Annotated in this window: 27 protein-coding genes and 1 pseudogene; 22 read left to right on the forward strand and 6 right to left on the reverse strand. The window is 40.9% G+C overall.

All coding sequences use genetic code 11. The features are described 5' to 3' along the window. The first annotated feature begins 159 nt into the window (after window positions 1-159). The 16 genes and pseudogenes from JI665_RS10740 to JI665_RS10815 all read left to right on the forward strand — a co-directional run bounded on the left by JI665_RS10740 (window position 160) and on the right by JI665_RS10815 (window position 15,111). Window positions 160-642 carry a hypothetical protein gene (locus JI665_RS10740; protein WP_206839331.1) on the forward strand — a complete coding sequence of 161 codons (483 nt, stop codon included), beginning with the start codon at window positions 160-162 and terminating at the stop codon, window positions 640-642. Window positions 643-875: 233 nt separating this feature from the next. Continuing rightward, window positions 876-1,649, forward strand: coding sequence for an alpha/beta hydrolase family protein (locus JI665_RS10745; RefSeq protein WP_206839332.1), 774 nt, complete (start codon window positions 876-878; stop codon window positions 1,647-1,649). Window positions 1,650-1,792: 143 nt separating this feature from the next. Next, window positions 1,793-3,087 (forward strand): annotated as a pseudogene (locus tag JI665_RS10750) (IS110 family transposase). A 579-nt stretch (window positions 3,088-3,666) separates the two neighbouring features. Beyond that, entirely contained in the window at window positions 3,667-4,035 is a 369-nt protein-coding gene (locus JI665_RS10755) for a DUF2750 domain-containing protein (RefSeq protein ID WP_206839333.1), read from the forward strand. A gap of 85 nt (window positions 4,036-4,120) precedes the next feature. Then, complete coding sequence (locus tag JI665_RS10760) at window positions 4,121-4,885, forward strand: LysR substrate-binding domain-containing protein (RefSeq protein ID WP_370223192.1); 765 nt, start codon at window positions 4,121-4,123, stop codon at window positions 4,883-4,885. A 999-nt stretch (window positions 4,886-5,884) separates the two neighbouring features. Continuing rightward, entirely contained in the window at window positions 5,885-6,604 is a 720-nt protein-coding gene (locus JI665_RS10765; RefSeq protein WP_206839335.1) for a GntR family transcriptional regulator, read from the forward strand. A 204-nt stretch (window positions 6,605-6,808) separates the two neighbouring features. Beyond that, complete coding sequence (locus tag JI665_RS10770) at window positions 6,809-7,894, forward strand: ABC transporter substrate-binding protein (protein ID WP_206839336.1); 1,086 nt, start codon at window positions 6,809-6,811, stop codon at window positions 7,892-7,894. A gap of 16 nt (window positions 7,895-7,910) precedes the next feature. After that, on the forward strand, window positions 7,911-8,987 hold the full coding sequence (locus JI665_RS10775) for an ABC transporter ATP-binding protein (RefSeq protein ID WP_206839337.1): 1,077 nt from the start codon (window positions 7,911-7,913) through the stop codon (window positions 8,985-8,987). A gap of 5 nt (window positions 8,988-8,992) precedes the next feature. After that, window positions 8,993-9,910, forward strand: a complete 918-nt coding sequence (locus JI665_RS10780) for an ABC transporter permease (protein WP_206839339.1) — start codon at window positions 8,993-8,995, stop codon at window positions 9,908-9,910. Next, entirely contained in the window at window positions 9,907-10,707 is an 801-nt protein-coding gene (locus JI665_RS10785) for an ABC transporter permease (protein WP_206839340.1), read from the forward strand. The genes JI665_RS10780 and JI665_RS10785 overlap by 4 nt, the downstream gene beginning before the upstream one ends. Window positions 10,708-10,722: 15 nt before the next feature. Further along, window positions 10,723-11,046 (forward strand): (2Fe-2S)-binding protein, encoded by a 324-nt coding sequence (locus tag JI665_RS10790; RefSeq protein ID WP_206839341.1) that lies wholly within the window; start codon window positions 10,723-10,725, stop codon window positions 11,044-11,046. Then, entirely contained in the window at window positions 11,036-12,115 is a 1,080-nt protein-coding gene (locus JI665_RS10795) for an NAD(P)/FAD-dependent oxidoreductase (protein ID WP_206839342.1), read from the forward strand. Before JI665_RS10790 ends, JI665_RS10795 begins: the two co-directional genes overlap by 11 nt. A gap of 20 nt (window positions 12,116-12,135) precedes the next feature. Continuing rightward, complete coding sequence (locus JI665_RS10800) at window positions 12,136-12,474, forward strand: (2Fe-2S)-binding protein (protein WP_235192236.1); 339 nt, start codon at window positions 12,136-12,138, stop codon at window positions 12,472-12,474. Then, a complete protein-coding gene (locus JI665_RS10805) occupies window positions 12,475-13,548 on the forward strand; it encodes an NAD(P)/FAD-dependent oxidoreductase (RefSeq protein WP_206839343.1) in 1,074 nt (357 codons plus the stop codon). Window positions 13,549-13,635: 87 nt separating this feature from the next. Then, on the forward strand, window positions 13,636-13,968 hold the full coding sequence (locus JI665_RS10810) for a DUF1904 family protein (protein WP_206839344.1): 333 nt from the start codon (window positions 13,636-13,638) through the stop codon (window positions 13,966-13,968). 15 nt (window positions 13,969-13,983) lie between these two features. Beyond that, window positions 13,984-15,111: an NAD(P)/FAD-dependent oxidoreductase gene (locus tag JI665_RS10815; protein ID WP_206839345.1), complete on the forward strand. Its 1,128-nt coding sequence runs from the start codon at window positions 13,984-13,986 to the stop codon at window positions 15,109-15,111. Between the two features lie 54 nt (window positions 15,112-15,165). On the opposite strand, the gene JI665_RS10820 is transcribed toward JI665_RS10815, so the two are convergent. The 5 genes from JI665_RS10820 to JI665_RS10840 all read right to left on the reverse strand — a co-directional run bounded on the left by JI665_RS10820 (window position 15,166) and on the right by JI665_RS10840 (window position 17,440). Beyond that, window positions 15,166-15,303, reverse strand: coding sequence for a YvrJ family protein (locus JI665_RS10820; RefSeq protein WP_206839347.1), 138 nt, complete (start codon window positions 15,301-15,303; stop codon window positions 15,166-15,168). An 80-nt stretch (window positions 15,304-15,383) separates the two neighbouring features. After that, entirely contained in the window at window positions 15,384-15,602 is a 219-nt protein-coding gene (locus tag JI665_RS10825) for a DUF2922 domain-containing protein (protein WP_206839349.1), read from the reverse strand. Between the two features lie 43 nt (window positions 15,603-15,645). Further along, window positions 15,646-15,864 (reverse strand): DUF1659 domain-containing protein, encoded by a 219-nt coding sequence (locus JI665_RS10830; RefSeq protein WP_206839350.1) that lies wholly within the window; start codon window positions 15,862-15,864, stop codon window positions 15,646-15,648. 64 nt (window positions 15,865-15,928) lie between these two features. Next, a complete protein-coding gene (locus JI665_RS10835) occupies window positions 15,929-16,432 on the reverse strand; it encodes a sigma-70 family RNA polymerase sigma factor (RefSeq protein ID WP_206839351.1) in 504 nt (167 codons plus the stop codon). Between the two features lie 195 nt (window positions 16,433-16,627). Continuing rightward, a complete protein-coding gene (locus JI665_RS10840) occupies window positions 16,628-17,440 on the reverse strand; it encodes a hypothetical protein (protein ID WP_206839352.1) in 813 nt (270 codons plus the stop codon). 514 nt (window positions 17,441-17,954) lie between these two features. Between JI665_RS10840 and JI665_RS10845 the strand changes: the two genes are divergently transcribed. Together JI665_RS10845 and JI665_RS10850 are read left to right on the forward strand one after the other, a co-directional pair. Then, a complete protein-coding gene (locus JI665_RS10845) occupies window positions 17,955-18,092 on the forward strand; it encodes a hypothetical protein (protein WP_206839353.1) in 138 nt (45 codons plus the stop codon). Further along, window positions 18,089-18,484: a hypothetical protein gene (locus tag JI665_RS10850; RefSeq protein ID WP_206839354.1), complete on the forward strand. Its 396-nt coding sequence runs from the start codon at window positions 18,089-18,091 to the stop codon at window positions 18,482-18,484. Before JI665_RS10845 ends, JI665_RS10850 begins: the two co-directional genes overlap by 4 nt. A 168-nt stretch (window positions 18,485-18,652) precedes the next feature. On the opposite strand, the gene JI665_RS10855 is transcribed toward JI665_RS10850, so the two are convergent. Then, window positions 18,653-19,381 carry a TIGR02206 family membrane protein gene (locus JI665_RS10855; protein ID WP_206839355.1) on the reverse strand — a complete coding sequence of 243 codons (729 nt, stop codon included), beginning with the start codon at window positions 19,379-19,381 and terminating at the stop codon, window positions 18,653-18,655. Window positions 19,382-19,656: 275 nt separating this feature from the next. On the opposite strand from JI665_RS10855, the gene JI665_RS10860 reads away from it, so the two are divergent. The 4 genes from JI665_RS10860 to JI665_RS10875 are packed head-to-tail and all read left to right on the forward strand — an operon-like array spanning window position 19,657 to window position 21,644. Further along, the gene (locus JI665_RS10860; protein ID WP_206839356.1) at window positions 19,657-20,124 is read left to right on the forward strand and encodes a flavodoxin; all 468 of its coding nucleotides are present in this window, start codon (window positions 19,657-19,659) and stop codon (window positions 20,122-20,124) included. Next, window positions 20,117-21,004 carry a hypothetical protein gene (locus JI665_RS10865; RefSeq protein ID WP_206839357.1) on the forward strand — a complete coding sequence of 296 codons (888 nt, stop codon included), beginning with the start codon at window positions 20,117-20,119 and terminating at the stop codon, window positions 21,002-21,004. Before JI665_RS10860 ends, JI665_RS10865 begins: the two co-directional genes overlap by 8 nt. A gap of 15 nt (window positions 21,005-21,019) precedes the next feature. Continuing rightward, window positions 21,020-21,469: a flavodoxin gene (locus JI665_RS10870; protein WP_206839359.1), complete on the forward strand. Its 450-nt coding sequence runs from the start codon at window positions 21,020-21,022 to the stop codon at window positions 21,467-21,469. A 34-nt stretch (window positions 21,470-21,503) separates the two neighbouring features. Further along, window positions 21,504-21,644 (forward strand): FbpB family small basic protein, encoded by a 141-nt coding sequence (locus JI665_RS10875; protein ID WP_244671149.1) that lies wholly within the window; start codon window positions 21,504-21,506, stop codon window positions 21,642-21,644. The last annotated feature ends 380 nt before the right edge of the window (window positions 21,645-22,024 follow it).

Here is a 22,024-nt window from a genome sequence, read left to right on the forward strand (position 1 = left end):
GAATCTACTCTTTTCAATTTAGAAATATATATCCATGGGGGATGAAATCCTGCGAATAAGCGAGCATTCGTGAGTAAACCGTATTAAACTGAGGGAGTTTAATAAAGGATATTTGAAGCTAGCTGAGAATATATTCATAAAAAGAGTGGAGTGGTGTTTATGTTTAGAAAAAGTTTTGTTGCAATTATTTCGATTATTGTTATCTTAACTACTGTTGGGTGTACAAATAAGAATAAGGAAACCATAAATACAAATGTGGAAAATAAAAATTCAGTACAAAAATGGAATCAAAGTCCTTTATTCAAATCTAGTAATTACACTATGATTGGTGAAAAAGGGCGTTTAGGTTTCATTTATGATGATAGTGAGGTTGTTAGATTTTATCCAAATAAAACTCAAAAGTATATGTGGCATTTTTGGGGAGAAGACTATGAGTTTAATGGAAAACTTAAAGTAGTTGCTTTACACGAGAATGATGAAGAGCAAATAACTGTGATAGAAGGCGGACTAGGTGGTGAAAATAACGGAGCAGATCGACACGCCCCATCTAATATGTCATTACCAAAGAGTGGAATGTGGAAATTAGATGCTTATATTGGAGATAAACTATTTGGAAGTGTGTATGTTAAGGTCCATAAGTAAATAAATTTTCAGCTAAAAACAGTGTCGTTGTTCTCTTAAGACAGTAAGAGTTTATCTTCAACTAATGTGCACTGCTTAAAGAACGGCTGCCTTTACAACTGTCCTTTTTATTCTACAAAAGGGGCAGGTTAGTTAAATAAGCGATACGCTAATAGCTACTCTTCTTTAAAGGAAGTGTGGCTATTTTTATCGAAGTAAACTGTAATTAAAATATGCTACAAGGGGAGTAGTAAATGGTGAATAAAAGTAAGGTCTATTATGGAGAACATGAATCTCAATTTGGTGTATTGCGAATGCCTGAGACTTCACACTCATGTCCAGTAATAGTGTTAATTCACGGAGGATTTTGGCAGGCAAAATATAACTTAGATGAGAATAATCCAATTGCTGATGATTTAACCCAAAAAGGCTATGCAACGTGGAATATCGAATATCGACGTGTGGGAGAAGAGGGGGGAGGATGGACTGGAACGTTTAATGACGTTATTAATGCTGTAAATCATCTATTAAAAATTGATGAGTCACATCCAATAGATCTTTCAAGAGTTATTGTTATTGGTCATTCTGCTGGTGGACATTTAGCACTTTGGTTAGCTTCAAGATTAAAATCTACTACAAATGATAGTTCCTTTAATCAACTACGTGTTTATATTCAAAAAGTGATTAGCTTAGCAGGAGTTACAGACTTAGTAAAGATGTGGAATATACATGAACAAAAGAAAATGAAGAGTCACACAGCTGCACTATTAGAGGGATCCCCTAAAGAGGTTCCTAAACGTTATAAGTTGTCTTCTCCAGCTGAATTATTGTTGCCAATAAATGTTGAACAAGTATTAATACATGGGGAATTAGATCGTCACGTTCCGGTATATTTAAGTAAGGATTATTACGAATATGCTGTAGAAAACGGAGAAAATGTAAAGCTAGTTATTCTCCCAAATATAGACCACTTTAAAATTATTGAACCAACTTCTTCTGCATGGACTTCGGTTATTAACTCAATATAGTTGCTTATATTGAACTATAGGGGCAGCATTCCTGTAATGAAGGAAAATGGAGTTTGAACAAAAAAATAACCTCTTGGTAGAATGAGAGAGTCCTGAAGCCGGCAAGCGAAAAGGACATTACTCAAATACCAGGAGGCTTTAAAATGAATTATAACCAGAATAAGAAGATTGCTCAAATTACTCCTTACACCCTGATTATAGGGGTGGATATCGCGAAATTCAAGCATGTGGCACGTGCCCAGGATTTCAGGGGAATGGAGTTTGGAACCCCTTGTTATTTTGAAAATACAAAAGAAGGTTTTGAGCATTTTCTTCATTGGATTTCGGAAACGAAGAAAGCACGTAGTATGGAGAAAGTGATTGTCGGTATGGAGCCAACAGGTCATTATTGGTTTAACCTGGCTCATATTTTAAAAGAGAACGAGATTAAGTTTGTAGCTGTAAATCCCTTGCACGTAAAGAAAAGCAAGGAACTTGATGATAATTCTCCAACTAAAAATGATGTAAAAGATGCCAAGGTCATTGCCCAACTGGTCAAGGACGGAAGATACGCCGAACCTACCATACCGCAAGGTGTTTATGCCGAACTCCGTGTGGCAAAGAAAATACGCGATCTTTTAACGGAGGACCTTCAAACGGTCCAGGGCCAGGTGCATAACTGGATTGACCGGTATTTTCCGGAATTTCTGAAGGTCTTTAAGAAGTGGGAGGGCAAGGCTGCATTACAATTCTTACGGCTTTATGCTCTACCGCATGAAATAGCCAATTTCACAGAAGATGAATTGCTTATCCATTTAAGAAAATCCGTAAAAAGAAGTGTAGGTGCTAATAAGATTCGGGAGTTAAAGCAAGCAGCGAGTCAGTCCATCGGACTTCGCCAAGGCTCTGAGATGGCAAAACTGGAGCTGAAAACTCTTCTGGCTAAATATGATTTGATTCAGAAGGAATCGAAGAATTGGACGGAAAAATAGATTACCTGATTGATGAAATTCCAGGTGTAGCCCAAATGTTAGCGATCAAGGGTGTTGGAAGAGATACAGTCGCTGGTTTCTTTGCGGAAGTGGGTGACCCTCGTGAGTACACTCACCCCCGACAAATTATTAAGCTGGCTGGCTTGAGTCTGAAGGAAAATACATCTGGAAAGCATAAGGGAAAAACCACCATCTCCAAGAGAGGACGGAAGAAGCTAAGGGCTCTGTTGTTTAGGGTTTGCATGATTCTCGTTGCCAAAAATTCAGCTTTTAAGGCCCTGCATGCTTACTTTACACAACGGCCAGACAACCCGCTAAAGAAGATGCAGTCCCTTATCGCTTTGTGTAATAAATTGATTCGTATTTTCTTTAGTATAAGTAAAAAGCAATTTGAATTTAGTGAAGAAAAGATGTTAAAAGATATCCCTCACTTGGCAGGATCAAAGAAGGCAGAACTGGCCACTTAATTCTGGTTTCGTTTAGATTAGAAATAGTTCTTGGCTTATAGTTTTGGAGACATTTGAAGCACGGATTAGTCGGCAAAGCAACTAAATTACGGGCATGGACCCTGTGGGGCAGCATGGCCGACATCCACCTCATGGAAAGGTTGGACGAAGGAATTTGAGAGCGAAGACTCTGTGAGGCATGGGAGGGTTGACCTCCATGAGATATGTGGACATCTACCAGTGCGGTCATATTCTTACTACTCCACCAATTTCTGTAATAGATTGGTTAGTGGGTTGTAGCTCATTTTTCTCAGTGTGCCCAAATATATCCTTTTCAGTGACTATCCTCCAATTGAAATCCATTTACCGGTAGGTAAATAGCTATGAAAATCTAAGAAACCAGGAGTAATCGGGTGTGTACGTTTCTTTTATTGAGGGAGGTTAGTTGAATAAGGTATTTGGTTAATTTATCATGACTGGATTTTGAATTGTAAGAAAGGAAGATCATGTAACTAACTATGCTCGGAAATGAAATAAAAGTAGTAACTATCTATATAATTTGATATATTTTTAAATAATTATCGTAAAGGAATGGCTAATATGAAATTAATTAAACGATTTATTTTAAACCGACCAGCTGAAAAGCGGCTTGCATATTTTTATGGTATGGTTGCAACGGATGAACAGGTGTGGTTACTACGTGATGAAAATGGCGATCTATTATGCTTAGAAGATGATGGGGAATATGCATTTTTACTACCTGTTTGGCCAAGCAGGAGCTTTGCTGAAATGAAGGCTGCCAATTTAGATGAGTCATACGAAGCGTTCAACATTCCAATTTCAAGTTTTTTAGACGATTTACTAGTTGATATTGAAAATGACGGTGGTGCCACAGCGGTTTTCCCCAACGAAAACGATACAACCATTCAAAAACGTGATGAAATAAAGGAAATGATTAGCAATTTATAGCAAAAAAATGCTCACATTAAATAGGAAACTGTAATAAGTGAGTTCAATCCTTTTGTAGAATTTGAGTATTTTATCTAACTAATGGGTGCAAGAGTTGAAGATCAGGGCTGTCATTTTGGCGGGTAAGCGCTTTTTAACTCATGTCCAAAGTATTCTAGACAAATTGGACGAAGCTCGCAGTGCCGTTCATGACAATGAAAATCTAAGTGGCACCCTAACGATAAGTGCCAACGAGGTTCTTTGCGCCTATCGTCTTCCAACTGTCTTCCAGCTATTTCGTTCACGCTATCCAGGAGTTCGTCTCATCTTCCGATCTGTCCCAAATCAGGAACTCAAGCAAACGCTCTTTGAGGGAACCGCGGATGTCGTCTTTATGCTGGACGAAACCATTCTCTCAACGGGGCTTACAGTGGAACCGTTACTAAAAGAAACTTTCCGCTTTTTCGTCGCTCCAGATCATCCTCTCGCGAAACTAACTGTACTACAGCTGGAAGATTTTCACGGAGAAGTGTTCCTGGTCAATGAAAAAGGTTGTACCTATCGAACCATGTTTGACCGGTCATTTGAGAAGAAGGGCATTGATGATATTACTTATTTAGAGTTTCAAAATGCCGAAGCCATTAAACAATGTGCAATTACGAGAATCGGCATAGCCTTTCTTCCGGAAATAACAGAGGAAGCCGAAGTTGAACGGGGTGAACTTGTTGCTCTACCATGGCAAATTCCGGACTTGCACGTATATACACATATGGCATGGCATATAGACAAATGGCTTTCACCAATCATATTATCTTTCATAGAAGCAGCAAGAGAAGTTATAGCTATTGAGGAGGTGAATAGAACTGCTTAGCCTATTCAGCGATATTTCGTTGGCAAACTAATTGATACTTTCTATCAGGAAATGTAATAATAAGGCATCTGGGTGTGATAACTAAGATGCTATACTTATACTCCTATATAAATAATGAGGTATTTTTGTAGTTTTATTTAATAGAAGGTTCTAACAGCCACTCACTAAGGTAAGAGTTTCACTTAAACTATTCCACCCCGTTACTTTAAGTATATTTCTTCACAAGCTCTTCAAAATATTAACATAGATACCCATTTTTCTTAAAGGTATTATTCAGCAATTTGGCCCTATTGTTGTATCGCCATGGAGGGCTCATGAGGCCCAAAATGGTTAGGGTTAGAGAGCAGAGGAAATGGTCGTCATGGAGGGTTCATGAGACCCAAAATGGTTGGAGAGCAGAGGAAATGGTCGCCATGGGGGGTTCATGAGACCCAAAAATCATTAAGTACATAAATTCCATCTTCATAAGGGGTAAGGAGAATTGATCTCTGGTAATAAAGACGAAATGCCGAATCAAGCCAGCAAAATGGGAGTTAATCAAAGGGAATAAATACGAAAACTCGGACCAGTCTGTCAAAACGGGAGTTAATCAAAGGGAATAAATATGAAAAACTCGGACCAGTCTGTCAAAACGGGAGTTAATCAAAGGGAATAAAGACGAAATGCCAGAGCCAGCCAGCAAAATGGGAGTTAATCAAAGGGAATGAAGATGAAATGCCGAATCAAGCCAGCAAAATGGGAGTTAATCAAATGGAATAAAGACAAATCCCGAAGCCAGTCATCAGAAGGGGCGTTAAACAAAAGCAACAGTGCTGAAACTAGGCTATTAGTTAAAACTAGGGATAAATCAGATCCTTGTGTGTACTGAACAATACTGTAAATTATATACTCGTTCTAAATATTAAATTTTCAAAAAATATTGACAACTATCCAAAAAACAGTTAAATTATAAAATAATATAAAGTTATAACATTATATTCTTTCAAGGGAGATACATAGATGCAGATAGATAAGAGTTTACATATACCCCTATATAGACAAGTAGAACAGATTCTGGAAGAGAAAATCATATCCGGACAATGGGAGGTTGGGAGCCAGCTGCCGACTGAGCAGGAGCTGTCAGATCGATTCGATGTCAGCACCATTACGGTTAAAAGAGCTGTGATTGAGCTTGTGAATAAAGGTTATCTCTTCAGACAGCGTGGCAAGGGAACCTTTGTATCCGGAGCTGCTAAAGAGCAGGACCTCAATTCCATTATTTCGCTTTCCACCGGTTCGGAACAGGAACATCCGCATGAAATGCTGAGCTTTAAATATGAAACAGCAGGTTCTGAAATTGCGCAGAAGTTAAGGATTGATCCTGAGGATGAGGTGATTAAAATTGAGAGATTAAAAGTGGAAAACAATGATCCTCTCGCGCTGGAATATACCTATCTTCCGGCGGATAAATGTCAGGGGCTTACACCTGAGATGATCAATAACGACTTAATTTTTAACATCTTAAAAAATAGATTCCATATAGCGCTAAACCGGGCTAAGGTATTTATCCGGCCTTATATTCTTCCCAGTCACCAGGCAAAGCTGCTTCATGTGGAACCGGGCACTCCGGTGTTTGAGTGGGAGCGTACTACATACACAAAGCAGGAAGACATCATTGAGTTCTCCAAATTCTATATCCGCAGTGATAAAGAGGTTTATTATACAGAGGTTCAATTGTAAAAAAAATTGCTGAAAGCCCATAGGACAATTTATAAATATAAAAGATATAAAGTTATAATATTATATCTTTATATTTTATATAGAAATCAATCTCTTTCTATAGATTGATCTAAATTAAAAAGGGGGTATCGGTTTTATCAAGTCTTCATCTTAGAACAGCTCCTTAAGTTCACGAAAGCAAAAATAAACGAGGGGGAAAATGAGTTGAAAAAGAAAGCTTATTTAATTGTATTGCTTTGTTTATTGCTTGTCACGGCTGCAGGATGCAGCGGCCAAACAGGAAGTTCTGCTGATGAAGGATCGGGAAAAAGTGATGAAAAGACACTTGTCTTAGCGGCATATGGAGGAAGCTATGAGCAAAAGATGAAGGAGGACTTGATCCCTAAGTTTGAGAAAGAGCATGGCGTAAAGGTGAAATATATTACGGGAAGCTCTGTTGATACCTTATCCAAGCTTCAGGCACAAAAGGATAATCCTCAAATTGATGTAGCTTTCCTTGATGATGGACCTCAAGCTCAGGCAAAGGCGTTTGGATTGCTGGCACCATTGGATGAAAGTGTTGTTACGAATCTGGCAGATGTCTATGATATTGCAAAAGACAAAGATAATGTTGGTGTTGGATTTGGAATCATTTCAACCGGCTTGGCTTATAACAAGGATGTCTTCGAACAGAATGGCTGGGAACCGCCTGCATCATGGAATGATTTGGCCGATCCGAAGTATAAAGGAAAACTCGTACTGCCTTCCATTGCCAATACGTATGGAGTTCATTTTCTGCTCATGACTGCGATTGCAAATGGCGGAGATGAAGAAAACATTGAACCAGGCTTTGAAAAAATGAAGGAAATTGCCAAAAACGCGATCACTTTTGATAAAACGGCTGACGTATCCAACTACTTCCTGCAAGGGCAGACAGTTGCAAGTGCATGGGGAAGCAGCCGGGTGTTTACCCTTCAGGATAGCGGATTCCCGATTGAGTATGTCATTCCGGAAGAAGGGGCTCCAGCCTTGATGGCCACGGTCAGTGTGGTGAAGGATGCTCCAAATGGGGATCTTGCTCAGGAATTTGTCAATTTTGTTCTGGATGAAGAAGCACAGCTTCTATTTGCCAACTCCTTGTTTGACGGTCCGGTTAATAAGAATGTGAAGCTTGAAGGAGACATCGTCGATAAAGTGGCTTATGGGGAAGAGGAGATTGCCAAATTGATCAAAGTTGACTGGGAAACTGTTAATGCAAAACGGGCAGAGTGGACAGAACGGGCCAATAAAGAAATCGAAGTAGCCCATTAAAAGAGAGGGGAAACGAATGAGTTACTTAAGCCTGGAAAACGTGGTTAAGACATTTAATAAAACAGAAGTCGTTAAAAAGCTAAGCCTTGACATCCAAAAAGGGGAACTGGTCTCCTTTTTGGGGCCTTCGGGCTGCGGAAAAACGACAACACTAAATATGATCGCCGGATTTTTGGAAGTGGATGGCGGGAAGATTGAGGTGGACGGCAAACCCGTTCACCTGCTTCCTCCCAATAAAAGAGAAATGGGCATGGTGTTCCAAAACTATGCTTTGTTTCCGCACATGACGGTTTTTGATAATGTCGCCTATGGGCTTAAGCTCCGTAAAGTGCCAAAAAGTGAAATCAGCAAAAGGGTGTTTGAAGCATTGGAGATGGTTCGCCTGGCTGGCTATGAAAAACGTTATCCAAAGGAACTTTCCGGAGGGCAGCAGCAGCGTGTTTCATTGGCGAGGGCCCTGGTCATTAAGCCGAAGGTGCTTCTTCTGGATGAGCCATTGAGCAATCTTGATGCCAAGCTTCGCCAGGAAATGCGTGAAGAAATTGTTGATATCCAAAAGCAGGTGGGGATCACAACGATATTTGTCACACATGACCAGGAGGAAGCATTGGCCATATCGGACCGTATTGCGGTCATGTATGAGGGCCGGATTGAACAGGTTGATGATCCGGCATCCATCTATAACCATCCAAAGACTGACTTTGTGTCTCAGTTCATAGGGGAAGTCAACCACATCCAGGGGAAAGTCCTGGAAACCTATGAAAATAAGAAATGCAAAATGCACTTTTTTGGGAATGAACAGATTGTTTCAGTCCCATCTGTAAAAAATTCCGAAGTTCACTTTTTCATCAGGCCGGAAAAAATCCAAATCGCTTTAGCCGGATCAAATGAAAGAAATGAGGCTTTTCAAACCAGGGTGGAACGTAAAATGTTTCTCGGAGCCAAGACAAGATACATTTTGAAGGTACATGATCGGCATCTGATTGCAGATATTTCCAATACCGTATTAAATCCTACCGAAATTAAAGAAGGAAACAGTGTCTACACGTATTGGAACCCTGAAGACCTGTTGCCTTCCAGAATGGCGAGGTGAATCACATGCAAGCCGGAATCGGAACGGAACATGACTTATTGCTTCAGCAAAAGAAAAAGAATTTGAATAAAAAACGGCTTGATACGTGGCTGCTTTTGCTTCCGACGCTGGGAATCTTCATTTTCTTCTTCTTGCTGCCATTGTTTTTCTTATTTATTACAAGCTTTAAAAATTTTGATGCGAGCACCGGAGTGGGTAATGAGTGGACACTCCAGAACTACATCAAGTTCATGTCAGATCCTTTTTACCTTGGAGTAGTCTGGCGCACGGTGAAAATCGCTCTTTTAACAACATTGATTACGATCATTATCTCTTACCCGGTAGCTTTTCAGATTTCCAGGTCAAAAGGAAGAGCCAGAAATTATTTAACCCTTCTGGTGCTTTCCCCGCTTCTGATCAGCATGGTTATCCGCTGCTACGGCTGGGTGATTCTTTTATCCAACAATGGTGTAGTCAACAATACACTATTAAAGCTGGGCTGGATAGATCAGCCTTTAACCCTCTTATACACCGAATTGAGTGTGGTCATTGGGATGGTTCATGTATTATTTCCGTACATGGTGCTGAGCATCATGGGTTCACTCGAAAAAATAGACCCTTCTGTCATCAGAGCCTCGCAGAATCTTGGGGCCAGCTCCTTCAGAACTTTCTTTTCCATTTTGCTTCCGTTAACCTTGCCTGGTGTTTTTGCCGGATCGGTTATGGTGTTCAGCTTAAGCGTCAGCTCATTTGTTACACCTGCCATTTTAGGCGGCCCGCAGGTGAAGGTTATGTCCTATTTAACGTATGAACAAGTAGCTGTGATGCTGAACTGGCCGTATGGAGGCGCAATTGGCTTCCTGTTAATCCTGATTGCCACCATTACCATCATCGCATACAGCAAAATCCTTGCCAGGTCTGAGAAAGGAGTGGCCATACAATGAGCAGGAAGCTGCCCAAGTATTTCTTTAATTTTGTTTGTATACTGGTTTATATTTTCCTGCTGGCTCCCATCGTGGTTGTATTGCTTTCTTCCTTAACGACTACCGAATACATTGTATTCCCGCCAGAAGGCCTGACCCTCAGATGGTACACAGAATTAATTGAACATCCGGAATTTATGCAGTCCTTTACGCTGAGCATTATTGTGGCGTTCGGAACCGCCATTATTTCCACCGCCATTGGCACATTGGCATCTCTTGCGGTCGTCCGGCGCCAATTTAAAGGGAAGTCAGCGATTGTTCAATTAGTGGGTTCGCCTCTCTTGATTCCATCGGTTGTGTTTGGTGTGGCTCTCTTGCAGTTTTACTCATGGATTGGTTTGGCTGCGAGCCCGCTTGCATTAATTTTGGGTCACATCATCTTAACAGTTCCTTTTGTGATGCGCCTGGTTGTTGCCAGTTTAGTAGGTTTTGACCGTTCTATCGAACAAGCGGCCCTGAACCTTGGTGCAGGCCCGATGAAGGTTTTCTTTCAAATCACTCTGCCGATCATTAAATCAGGCGTGATAGCCGGAGCCATTTTTGCCTTTATTACTTCATTTGATGATTTAACAGTTGCCTTATTCATTGTCAGCACTGACGTTGTGACACTGCCAGTGCGGATCTACACATACATGCAATATCAATATGATCCGATTATTACATCCGTATCAAGCATCATGATTCTTTTCACTGTCGTATTAATGCTCATAATTGAAAGAGTGCTAGGTGTTGGGAAAGTGTTTTCCTCGAAAAATTAGATAGGAGAGGTCTTTATGCACATTGAGAAACATCCCGTTCTGGGCAGGCAGCTTCAAAAGCCTGTAACCATTTATTTCAATGACCAGCCATATCAGGCCTATACGCAGCAATCTGTCGCTGCCGCGTTAATGGCAAATGGAATTAAGAAATTGGGTGTCAGCCGAAAGCTGGTCCAATCCAGAGGATTATTCTGTTCGCGGGGGAGATGCTGCAGCTGCTATATGACCATTGATGGGGAGGACCATGTACGGAGCTGTATGACAGAAGTTGAAGATGGCATGCGAATATACCCGAATATGGATGATCCCGAGATAAGGAGAGAGATTGATGAAGACTGATGTACTGATCATTGGAGGCGGTCCTGCAGGTCTATCAGCAGCAATTGAGACAGCATCAAGGGGACTGGATGTAACCATTGTTGACGAAGCTTCCCAGCTTGGCGGGCAGCTAAACCAGCAGACTCAAGTGATGCGTCAGCTTCCATCTGTATATGAACCTATGCGTGGCTTTGAATTGGCCAATAAACTAATTGAGCAAATTAAGGGTTGTAATGTAAGACCGCTCCTTAATCACCGTGTGGTTGGATTTTACGCAGATGGAAGTGCCGGAATTACCGATGAAGATAATGTATTCCCGGTAAAAGCAAAAAAGATTATTGTGGCTTCCGGAGCGGCTGAAAAGGCTGTGGCATTTCCAAAATGGACCATGCCGGGGATTATGACAATCGGTGCTGCACAGACAATGATCAATCGTGATTTTGTGTTGCCTGGGAGTGAAGCTGTTATTGTGGGCTCAAGTGATTTTGCCATGGAAACGGCAATGCAGCTGATGGCTGTGGGCACTCGGGTGAAGGCGATCATAGAAAAACAAAGTGAAGCTTTAGCAAAAGAGCAGGAAAAAGTGAGTGAACTGTCAAGGAATGGAATTCCATTTTATTTTAATAGTTTTATAAAAGAAGCAAGAGGAAATGGGCAGGTGGAACAGATTGATATTGAGCTGCCGGATGAAGTCATAACCCTGAATGTAGACCTCGTTTGCATTGACGGAGGCAGGGCACCTATACTGGATGTATTTTACCAGCTGGGCTGTTCCTTTGGGTTTCTAGAAGAGCTGGGCGGCTGGGTTCCGCAATATAATAATAGTTTACAAACCGGCAGAGAGGATGTATTTATAGCCGGGAATGCGGCTGGCATCAGCACTCAGGGTCCGTTGCTTTTAACAGGAATGATTGCCGGCATCAGTGTAAGTGAAGAACTGCAGGCAATCAGCCATGCAGAGGCCAATGAGATGAGAGAGGCACTTTGGAAAGAACTCGGATTATTGGAGTACAGAGAAGTGTATAGCGGAAGAGTCAAGCATCTCGAGAACTTCGCAAGCCCGGTACTGAAAGATCAATTTATCTCCTAGATAGGAAAAGAGAGAAGAAGGTGAATAAGTTGGATAAAACGACGATCATCTGCAGATGTGAAGAAATCAGCTGTGAAGAAGTGGAAGAGGTTATCAGCAATGGTGGAAGGACCTTTGATGATGTGAAGAGGATTACCCGATGCGGAATGGGTCCTTGCCAGGCTAAAATCTGCACCAGCATGGTGGCAGAAATTATTCACCAGCAGACTGGGCTGTCACCTTCAGAGATTCCGCTGCCGAGAATGCGGATGCCGTTATCCCCTATTAAGCTTGAAACACTGGCAACGAACAGTACATCCTTTAGTACCGTCAAGTCTGTTCTTGATGAGGTGGAATTGGAAGAAGGGAAGGTGAGGTAATTGGAAACCAATTATGAAACAATTGTTATCGGAGGGGGTGTAGTGGGCAGCGGAATTGCTTACCACCTTTCTGAGCGGTACAAAGAAGGCGTGCTTGTGCTTGATAAAAAATACCCCATGTCAGGAACATCCGGATCCACCCAGGCCTGGGTATGGGTACATAATAAAACACCTTCCTGGTATGCGGAATTTAATATGTACAGTGCCGAACTCTATCCTTATCTGTCTAAAAAGATCGGGGACGTTGAATACAAGCGGACAGGAGGGCTATCGCCTTTTTTCAATGAAAGTGACCGTGAAAAGGCACAGAAGCTCGCGGAATCCTACCGGAAAATCGGCATCAAAATTAAAGTATTATCCAGAGAAGAAGTTCTCGAAAAAGAGCCCTATATGAATCCGGAAGTAGCAGGGGCTACCTACAGCTCCATTGATGGCAATGTCAATCCATTTCGCTTGATTGATATGTACATGCGAGCAGCTAAAAGAAATGGCGTCCAGTATTCTACTTATAATAAAGTAACAGAGATTAAAAAGCAGGATGGAAAATATTCAATTATATCAGATAAGGGTGCGTTTGAATGTAAAAACCTTATTCTTGCTGGCGGAACCTGGTCAAGAGAAATCGGTGACATGCTTGGAGTTAAGATTCCAGTCAACCAATTAAGAGGGCAGATCCTGGTGTCTGAACCATTGAAGCCTTTCTTAAATTTTACAATCAGCGGATTAAGGCAGGCAAACAATGGGGAAGTTCTGATGGGGTATTCAATGGAAGAAGCAGGCTTTAATCGGGCAACAACTCTTGATGTGATTCAGGAAACAGCCAATATGGCAGTCCGTTATGTTCCTGGATTAAGAAAAGCCAAAATTGTCCGCGCCTTTTCCGGAATCCGGGCCATGCCTGAGGACGGCTTTCCGATTCTTGGTAAAGTACCCGGTCATGAAAACCTGTATGTAGCAGCGACCCATAGCGGAGTTACACTTTCTCCCTTAATAGGAACGTTAATAACAGAATTAATCGTGGATGGAGAAACATCCATACCAATCGACAGGTATTCTTTAAGCAGATTTGGTTAGAGTGAATGTTATTAAGTTATAATATTATAACTTTTTTATTCCAGTTGTCAGGAAAAATATTATGTAAATTAAATTGGAGGAAACAGGATGCCGCATTTGTTTATAAGGGGAATTTCAGTGGATCAGACGAAGGAAATCAGTACACAGCTGGTGAAGGATTTGGCTGAGCTTTGTGACTGCGGAGAAGATAACTTTACATTGGAGGTTTTGAACTCAACCTTTGTGTTTGATAAAAATGAAGTTCCAGCATATCCATTTATAGAAGTAAAATGGTTTGACAGGGGCAAGGCAGTTCAAAATCAATTTGCCGGGATTGTTTCGAATCATGTTCAGTCGCTTGGAGTGCAGGAGGTAGAAGTCGCATTTTCAGCCTTTTTAGAGGCGGATTATTATTTGAATGGGAAGAGTTTTGCGGATTAAAGGGGGAGTTCAACCATGAAAATAGCAGTCATAGGCTCCGGAATTGTCGGTTCAAGTTCAGCCTATTACCTTTCAAGGGAGGGTGCAGAGGTAGTCATTATTGATAAGGCACATCAGGGACAGGCAACTGCAGCAGGCGCAGGAATCATCTGCCCGTGGATTTCCAGAGTAGATCATAAAGACTGGTACACCATTGCAAGAAGAGGCGCTCTTTACTACCCATCTTTAATAGCCAACCTAAAACAAGATGGAGAAGAGGATTTTGGATTTGGAATGGTAGGAGCTCTGGCAGTCAGCAGCAGTTCGGATGAACTGGATGCGATCGAACAAAGTGTCCGGCAAAAAAAGGCTGAAACGCCTGAGGTTGGGGAGATTACGAGATTAACAGCAGAGGAAGCCCGGGAACTTTATCCGCCGCTCCGTGAGGATCTGCAGGCTGTCCATGTTACGGGTGCAGCGAGGCTGGATGGCAGGCTGTTAAGGGACGCCATGCTAAATGGTGCAAAAAAACATGGTGCTGTATTACTTGAAGGTGAAGGTGACCTTGTATTTCATAATAATAAGGTTACAGGAGTAAAAGTGAACGGGGATGTCATTGCTGCCGATGCAGTTATCGTTACTGCCGGTGCATGGGCTAAAGACTTACTTGCCCCGTTAGGCATTGATCTTAAAATCGAGCCTCAGCGCGGACAAATTGCCCATCTGAAAATGGACGGTATGGACACCTCCAGCTGGCCGGTTGTCCTTCCGCAAAGCTCTCATTATTTAGTGGCTTTCGACCATTCCAAAGTGGTGGCTGGAGCAACCAGGGAAACGGGATCCGGGTTTGATTATAGACTTACTGCGGCAGGTGTGAAAGAAGTGCTGGATGAAGCATTAACAGTTGCACCAGGATTAGCTGAAAGCACACTAAAAGAGGTAAGAATTGGCTTCCGCCCGGCTGGGCCAGATATTTTGCCGCTGCTGGGTACGGTTCCAGCTGCAGAGGGGCTGGTAATCGCAACAGGATTAGGGGCTTCAGGGCTTACTATGGGACCTTACGTGGGCACCCTGGCTGCAGATCTTGCTTTGAAAAGGGAGATGGAAATAGATCTGTCACCTTATGATCCATTAAGAAAAGGCTTGGAAGCAGAAATAAAGTGAATTTAATAAGCATAAGCTGCCATACTGTTTTAAGGCAGCTTATTTGTTTTTTTCCTATTCCTTCAGACGATCCGGCAAACCCTGAATGGAAGACACCACAACATCAAGCTTCGCTTCGATCCGGTTCAGCAAAAACAATGTGACAACGATCGGGAAGCCGAGTTCGCTGATCAATGTAACCATCTGTCCCATGGCAGCTGCTCCTTTCTAGTGAATTCATTTTACCCCATTGTAAAAAATGGCCGGGTTCCAAGGAATCCGGCCACTGCACCTTACATTAATTCATAATCAGTTACATTACGCTCAACCAATCTGGCGCTTTCCGCTGAAACCAAATCACCGCCATTGCCGTCAAAAGCATTGGCAGCAATGATTTGTTCCATGGCTGCTTTCACAGCTGCAGGATCAATCGGTTCGATTGGGTTATCAACGGATAGTTTCGTTGGCTTGCCCAGTTCTGACAGAAAAGTCATTTCTAATGATTTCGCCATTTTTATTCCCTCCTTTATGTTTAAAGTATTTTAATAGAATGAATTAGCCCAGAATTTCGAAGCTGTCATTTCTATTAATTCCAGCCAGCGGATAGATGCTTAGTCCAGAGATCGCTTGTCCCACTGTGAAAAGCTGGTCTGCTGTTGCCGATTGTTTTACGCCGCTGTAGGTTTTGGATTTGTGGATTGGCTTGCCCTGCCCGTTAAGGCCTGTTTCAAACACCAGGCGAAGTTTGGAATCAGTGATAATTGCTTGTGCCATGTTGTTCACCTCCTTTCACCCTCTATATACATATTGCTGGGAGATAAGGACAGGGTAAATTTGATTAATCTTCTAAAAAGCGATTATTTTTCATTATATTTTTCAGCTTCGCACGGGCACCCTGCCGCCAGTTTTTGACTGCTGACGGGGTGACTTGTTCTTTTTCAGCTATTTCCTTTACAGACATCTGATCACATAAAGTATACTGCAGCCATTTCATTTGATTGGGAGTTAATAGCCCGCATCTTTTTAGCAGCTCGTGTGCAAGATCTGTGGAGGGGAATGATGAGGGGTCTTCAATAAGTTCCCAGAATTCATCTTTCGGATAGAAACATTGCTGGCTTTGTTTATGTTGTCTTGTTAATTCGTTCATGATATTTCCTTTTATCATACTGTAAGCATAGGAAAGCAGGGTCCCTTTTTCAGCGTCATGATTTTTCCACGCCTGCCATAGTGTAATTAATCCCAGCTGGTAGAATTCCTCTTTGTTTTTATAGATGTTCAGACTATGCATGATTTGATGAATTATCCTCTCATATTGTGCTTCTAACTGTTCAAAACTCTCCATGAATTCGGTCCCTTCAAGGAAAGCGCGCTCTCTATGTTTTCCCGGGTAGTTCAAACATAGTCTGTTAACCAAATTTTGGCGAATCAAGTAAAAGTCCCAGATCAGTGAGTTAACCCCCCTAAGTCCGGAGTTAAGGGGTCTAAGTCCGGACTTAGGGGGTATAACTCACGAAAAACGGGTAGTTAGCCTGTTTTTTTATTTTTTGTAAAAAAAATTCATGAAGAAGTCATTTTCTTCAGCCAAAAATCCCAATTCAAACAAATCCTCAAAGTACATTTCTTCAAATTTCTTAGTCAAGATTCCATAGAAATAAGCGACAGGATTAGCAATGGCGCGGGTTTTCATCTTCCTGATCAGCTGCTTAAACGAATGGATGGCTGCAGCCAAAACAGCGTTTACTCTTTGGTCACAATTGTTTTTATAGGCTGCTATGGATGCCATTCTCCAAAACTCCTCAATTTGCTTTGCTTCCGGAAAAAAGGATTTTACAGTGCTGGTAAATGATTGTGGTACACGATCACTTGTATAGGTGTGATCAAGGACGTTTTCGTTACGTTTATTAATCTTTTGATTTTTATTAGCTTTAGAAAGATTAATGGTTTTATTAGGGTGGTCCAACTTTTCTTTCTTAGGTGGTTCACTCTTGGGAAAACGATTAAAAACATACAAATTACTGGACTGGGACCCGTTTTTTCTTTCGGTTTCAAGAACAGTGATAATCCCTGACTCTAATGCTTTGACAATCATCCTTTTAAAAGTGGATCGGGAAATTCCATTTCCGTTATATTCTTCGTGAATGGCTTTTAAAACGGTGGCGATTTTAGCATTGGAGACTCCAGGGATTTTCGCAGCAAAACGAACCAGCCTCTTTAAACCAACCAGTTCACCTTTTGAGAACTTTTTCTTATGCACCGAAAGCCACATCTCCACATGCGCATTAAACTCCGTAAGATCCTTAAATTGGGAATATCCTTCAAATTGCTCAATACTGCCTGATTTTAAATTCATTTTAATGCACCACCCTTTCACCTTCTAAATACAAAGGATGGGAGGGAAAAGACAGGGGCTATTTGGGGGATTGTGAAGGAATCGTGAACACGGCTGATTTTTGAAATAGCTATGGAAACATGGCGGCGAAATTACAAAGCTTCAATGGAAACGGTCGCCATAAGAGGTCTGTGACGACGAAACTCGAAGGTCCCCAGTCAAAATGGTCGCCATGAGAGGTCTATGAGGACGAAACTTGAAGGTCCCCAGTCAAAATGGTCGCCATTAGAGGTCTATGACGACGAAACTCGAAGGTCCCCAGTCAAAATGTCGCCATAAGCGGTTAATGACGACGAAAAATCGGAAGCTCAATTAAAATCAGTCGCCAATACCTAAAACTTATTATCACCACTTTTCCTATTTTCTTGACAATGATAATCATTTTCATTTAAAATTGATTTTATCAATGATAATCATTATCACTATATTCTATTTACATGATAGTAATCTAATCTGAGGGAGGGGTATAAGTCGATTGAACTTTACATTTGCTGCTGGTGCGGTTATATGGCGGATACGGATTCAGATGAAAATAACGATGCCCAATGCCCTTGCTGCGGTTTGGATTTTATCGAGGCAGCGGAATATGACATATAGGAGAGTTGAAAAATGAGTGGACTTTATATCGCAATAGAACATTTTGATCATCAAATCGATTGCTTTTGCCCTGATGCTGATCATGTGAATATACTGCATTTTCAAAAGGGGGATTTAATTGAGGTCACTCCTGAGCGGAAATATACAATGCTGGGATGGTATGCGCTTGTGGTGATTAATGGACAGCAGGCATTTTACTTGGCTGAAGAGGATATTGAAAGATATTTCATGAGTGAATTCATATCTTCACAGCTAGATATAGACCTGAAAATCAATTATCTGCAATATAAAATTGATCAGGATCTTGAAGCGGGGGACAAGGACTCTTTTGCAGAGAATAGCAGAAAGCTGCGCGAAACCTGCAGTCTGAAAGAGGAATTGGAATATTACATGGCCAAGGCCATCTAAAGTGAATAAAAAAACAATGAAGCTATCATGAGAGCGTTAGCTTTATGTTTTTCTCAATTGGATAGTCTATCATTGTATGTTCCTGACCGGGCGTTTTTTAAGAGGCCATCTAAGGAAAGCTGCTATCTCCTGGCAGCTTTTATTTTTGTCTAAAATCATCCCCATTCATTAAAAATGAGAACGTTCTTTGTGGCCTTTCTCCCATTTTCGAAAGATAAACCATGTAATTAAGCTCAGGATAATCAGTAAGCTCTCCAATGTGAAGATATACCATGGATAGTCACCCAATATGTCAAAGAAACTTGGGGTCTTAGGTTTATGACGCAAGAACCAATAATTTCCCTTCGTTTGATTGTTAATCAGAAGGATTGCAGGCAAAAGCAGATTGATAAAAACAATTAGTTTTATGACCGATCGGAATGATGGATAATATTTTCTGGCCCACAAAAAATATAAGGCCACCCATACAACCATCATGTGTGCATAAAAAAAGTGAAAAAAGCGAAAGTGAGGAAAGTCATATGTTAATGCTGGAGTAAGTATAGCCTGAGTAGCACCCAATATTGCAATAAAAATTAATAGTTCAAAAATATACTTCTTTCTAGTCAATAGTAAAAGGATACATAATATAAGTCCGATATTACACAATTCCAATGGCATGGACCGCCCCAATTTCCATACTTCATTCACTAACATCCATACGTGATTCAATATCTCGGCAAATATTAAGGAAATGGCCGATTCAACTTCAAGCCTTCTCCATCCATCACCATTCAGCTTTTTCCGGAATAGAAAAATGGCAGATGATACAAAAAAGAAGATTGCCAATGTAACAAGATGACTGGCTGAAAACATTTCAAAATGGAAAGACTTATGACTTTTGCCAAACCACTCCATCCGCACACACCCCAACTCTGTTTAATGAATCAGGCATAAGATGTGCATCTCCTATATTTTTTATACAGCTTTTCTGTACCTTCATCGATGAAGCATATTTGCAGCTGCCAGGTTGACTCCTTATGCGACGCATATTTCCACCCTTTGATTTTTTTATCATACCAATTAGGAAAAAGTTCACAAAATTAAATTGCCCATTGACATTGATAATCATTATCATTTATTATCAGTTTAACAATAAATGAAAATCGTTATCAATTAGGAGGCGAGATGAAATGAAGGCTTTCATTGGATATTTAAGTATGTCAGGAAATACGGAAGATATGGCTTCAATCCTGAAAGATGTTCTTGTATCTAAAGGATGTGAAGTGGATATGGAAAGCTTGGATTTGACAGAAATCCATAGTATCCTTGCCTATGATTTTATTTTCATTGGTGCTTATACATGGGGGGATGGGGATCTTCCTTATGAAGCTGAGGATTTTTTTGAAGAATTGAATGATCACGATTTAACAGGAAAACATGTTGCGTGCTTTGGCTCTGGGGATCATGCTTATCCAAAATTTTGTGCAGCAGTGGATACGCTTGCAGACAAATTAAGAGAAAGAGGAGCTAATGTTTTTCAGCAAAAGTTAAAGATAGAACTCAATCCGGAAACAGATGAGCAAATCCTTGAGTGTCAGCAATTTGCAGAAGCTGCCTATGAATGGACAGTGAAAAATGAGGAGATGGAACATGTTTGACAAAGGCTCCACTGCAGTTCTATCAACTCAGGATCTTCCTTTCATTGTAGCAGTTAAGCAGGCGGGCATTTATTCCTTTGAGGATGGAGACTGGCTCCTTCAGTATGGATTAACTCAAAATATATACAAACTTGTGCAATTAGGTCATTTCATATTCGGAATCGGAGACAATGGCACAATTATCCGATACGATCTGCAGCGAAAAAAGTGGAATCAAACCTCATTCCCGACTGCCCAGCGGCTGTGGGATATTACAGGAAACCGCAAGGGACTCATCGTAACCCATGGCGGCAGCTGCCTATACATATCAACTAATTTTGGCTCCGATTGGTCTGTTATTAGACCATTTCAAAATATGCCGCAAAAGCCCCTTATCCGATCTCTGCTATATCATCAGGGAATCCTTTATATTGGGACACAAATCAATTCCCAGAATGGAGGGTTATGGAGATATTATGTTAGAAAAGGGGAATTGCAGCTCATAAAAAAAGAAAAGCATTCGATGATTTCCTCTATTTATAGAGATGAAAATGACCTTCTTATCATTGCAAAAGGAAACGCCCGATCCGGTATGGGAACGATTGAGTTTCTGAATCCTTTTACAAAAAAATGGGATGTATGCCAGCAGCCTATATCAGAAAGAGCTTTCCTGGATATTTTTGAGGCAAATGAAAAAGTATATGCCACGACAAGTCAGGATGTAGACGGTTTTTCAAGAATCTATGAAGTCCATAAGAATAGCATGTCCCTGATTCCCATTGAAACCGTAGCTGGACATGGATTCAGAGGTGCAGGCTTTGAAGACCAGCTTTTTATCTGTTCACATAGAGAAAGTAAATGGATCAGCCACAGGTATAACACATCAGCACTAATTCATTGATAGGAGTGAAAAGGAATGAAAATTGGCGTATTTTATGCAAGTATGTCCGGGAACACAGAAGCAATTGCAGATATAATAGCGGGGGAACTGAAAGATCAAAATCATGATGTGGATTTAGAAGATTTTATGAGTGTTCAAAGTGCTTCCGAACTGCTAAACTATGATCTTACTTTTATTGGAATGTATACATGGGGAGACGGGGATTATCCGGATGAATGTCTGGATATAATTGAAGAAATCGAACAGCTTGATCTTGAAAAGCAACCCTTTGCCATCTTTGGATCAGGAGATACCTCCTATCCTGATTTTTGCGGCGCCCTTGATCAGCTTCAGAGAATTATAGAAGAACAGGGTGGAACAGTTGTCGGGAATCCCCTGAGAATAGAGTTCAACCCGGAACCGGAAGATGAAGAGATAATAAAAAAGTTTGTCTCTGAAGCCTTGATGTTAAAAGAAACCTGCTGAGTATATGGCAGAAAGCTTAGAAAGGATGGCGTTAATGAAAAAGAAAACATTTCATAAGCTCGTAGAAGAAAACATGAAAAATATCCTAAAAGATAAAGATCAATTGGAAGAAATATATCGGAGGATTGATGAAAATATTTTGATGGAGACAGAAAAAACAAAAGTAACTCAATAGGAATATCCAGGCAGGCTGGAAAAGAAGTATGCGTTTCTGCAATAGGCAGGGACGCATACTTTATGTCAGCAGCCAGTTGTCCACCATTTGGGCATTGTGAAAATGGCTGCTGTTTTAAAATTTCAAAAAAAATTCCCCCATGGGGAATGAAAGAACAACTCATTATTTTGATTTTTTCTCATTCGACTTTTCCTTTTGAAGCTTTTCTTTTTCAAGACGCTCCGCATCCTTCTTGAACGCCTCCATCGCTTTGTAAAAAAGGAGAGTCATCGTTTTTCACCTCCTTATCCTTTTACTTCGTTAATTTCTTCCATTTTCCTTTGGAATTTTTTCGATTGTTAAGATTTGGCAGGAATTATTGTATTTTAAGAGAATTCATT

Origin of the sequence: Bacillus sp. NTK034 (assembly GCF_017303275.1) — a bacterium.
In the GTDB taxonomy this organism is placed as follows: Bacteria; Bacillota; Bacilli; order Bacillales; family Cytobacillaceae; genus Cytobacillus.